1 protein-coding gene and 2 pseudogenes are annotated in these 2,182 nt (G+C 72.1%); 1 reads left to right on the top strand and 2 read right to left on the bottom strand.

What is annotated here, in order from left to right; translation table 11 throughout:
* Nucleotides 1-668, bottom strand: a 668-nt coding sequence (locus FRW57_RS24930) for a transaldolase family protein (protein ID WP_338055397.1), incomplete at its 3' end; no start/stop codon positions are given.
* A gap of 18 nt (nucleotides 669-686) precedes the next feature.
* On the opposite strand from FRW57_RS24930, the pseudogene FRW57_RS20585 reads away from it, so the two are divergent.
* A pseudogene (locus FRW57_RS20585) lies at nucleotides 687-1,981 on the top strand (glycogen debranching protein); the annotation flags it as partial.
* A gap of 5 nt (nucleotides 1,982-1,986) precedes the next feature.
* Here the strand turns inward: FRW57_RS20585 and FRW57_RS23590 are convergent.
* Nucleotides 1,987-2,182: pseudogene (locus tag FRW57_RS23590) on the bottom strand (TraR/DksA family transcriptional regulator); the annotation flags it as partial.

Genomic DNA, 2,182 nt, shown 5'->3' with positions numbered 1-2,182 from the left:
AGGGGCTGGGCGGTGCCGACCTCGCCGCCCTGCTGGGCGCCAGCCAGGCCTACGCCCGGCGGTGCCGACGCGCCGCCCAGCCCCGCCTGCCCGCACAACTCATCCAAGACGCCGCCCAACAGGTCCGCCACCACCAGCCGCGAATGCGCCCGTGACCAGCCACGACCTCGAGCCAGAGCCTCGAGCCCGAGGGTCAACCAGCCGGGCCCGGGCTCCCCACCGACCGGCCAGCCCTCGTGGATCGGGGCGCTGAGGGCGACACGGGCGCAGCAGTGGGCCGATTGCTCACTGGGTTGACTGGGCCTCGGTGGCGGCGGTGTGGATGCTGTCCTGCAGGCGGTGTAGGCGTCGGTGAACTTCTCGATGCCCTGGGCCTCGAGCTGGTCGACCACCTCGGTGTAGCCGATGCCGAGCTGTTCCAGCTCCTGCAGGACGTGACGGGCCTGCTGGTAGGTGCCGGTGACCGTGTCGCCGCGGACCTGGCCGTGGTCGGCCACGGCCTCCAAGGTGGCCTGCGGCATCGTGTTCACGGTGCCCGGCGCGACCAGCTCGGTGACGTACATGGTGTCGGGATAGGCGGGGTTCTTCACCCCGGTGGAGGCCCACAGTGGCCGCTGCGCGTTGGCGCCGGCGGCGGCCAGGTCCTGCCAGCGCCTCGAGGCGATCATCTGCTCGTAGCGCTGGTAGAGGGCAACCACCTGGGCCCGACGCTGTCGTTCCGGGGGATCGACAACCCGACCTACTACCGGCTGGCGGAAGACCCTCGCTACTACATGGACTACACCGGCACCGGTAACACCCTCAACGCGCGGCACCCGGTGTCGCTGCAGCTGATCATGGACTCGCTGCGGTACTGGGCGGTCGAGATTCACGTGGACGGGTTCAGGTTCGATCTGGCCGCGGCGCTGGCGCGGGAGTTCCACGACGTGGACCGGCTGGCGGCGTTCTTCGACCTGGTCCAGCAGGACCCGGTGATCTCCCAGCGCAAGCTGATCGCCGAGCCGTGGGACGTGGGTTCCGGCGGGTACCAGGTCGGCCGGTTTCCGCCGCTGTGGACGGAGTGGAACGGCCGCTACCGGGACGCCGTGCGGGACTTCTGGCGGGGCACGCCGGGCACGGTCGGGGAGTTCGCCTCCCGGCTGACCGGCTCCAGTGACCTGTACGAGTCCAGCGGCCGGCGCCCGTACGCCTCGGTCAACTTCGTCACCGCCCACGACGGGTTCACCCTGGCCGACCTGGTCTCCTACAACGGCAAGCACAACCAGGCCAACGGCGAGGACAACCGCGACGGCAGCGACGACAACCGCTCCTGGAACTGCGGGGCCGAGGGCCCCACCCGCGATGCGCAGGTGCTGGCGCTGCGGGCCCGGCAGGTGCGCAACCTGCTGGCTACGCTGCTGCTGTCCCAGGGGGTGCCGATGCTGCTGGCCGGGGATGAGCTGGGCCGCACCCAGGGCGGAACAACAACGCCTACTGCCAGGACAACCCGATCTCCTGGGTGGACTGGGACCGCGCGGCGCGGTTCACCGACCTCACCCAGTTCACCTCCCGGCTGGTCCGGCTGCGCCGGGAGCACCCGGTGTTTCGCCGGCGCCGGTTCTTCCAGGGCCGGCCGGTGCGCGGCACCGGCGCGGAGGACATTGCCTGGCTGACCCCGGCCGGGGAGCCGATGGCCGACCAGGAGTGGACCTCCGGGCACGCCCACGCCCTGAGCGTGTTCCTCAACGGCGCCGGCATCCCCGAGGCCGACGCCCAGGGCCACCGGATCCGCGACGATTCCTTCCTGCTGATGGTCAACCCCACCGGCCAGGAGCAGGCGTTCACCCTCCCCGGCGCCGACTACGGCCGGTGCTGGAGCGACTGCCTGGACACCACCCACCCCACCGGCGCCGACCCGTCAGGAGCAGCCAGGACCCACCGCTCGCAGGAGGTGCTCACCCTCGCACCGCACGCGCTGCGGCTGCTGACCGCCACCAGCTGACCGGCTCACCGGCAGTGACGCTGCGCCGGGTGGTCGCAGGCCCGGCAGGTGCCGACGGTGGGGCAGGCCCGCAATCGGTCGGTGTCGATCGCGGCGCCGCAGACCGTGCAGGTGCCGTAGTGGCCGGCCTCGATCCGGGCCAGTGCCCAGGCGGTCTGCCGCAGAGCCGCCCGCACCGCCGGGGAGACCCGGCGGCGTTCG

Origin of the sequence: Segeticoccus rhizosphaerae (genome assembly GCF_009192725.1) — a bacterium.
GTDB lineage: Bacteria > Actinomycetota > Actinomycetes > Actinomycetales > Dermatophilaceae > Segeticoccus > Segeticoccus rhizosphaerae.
This window is presented reverse-complemented; position numbering and strand designations above follow the sequence as displayed.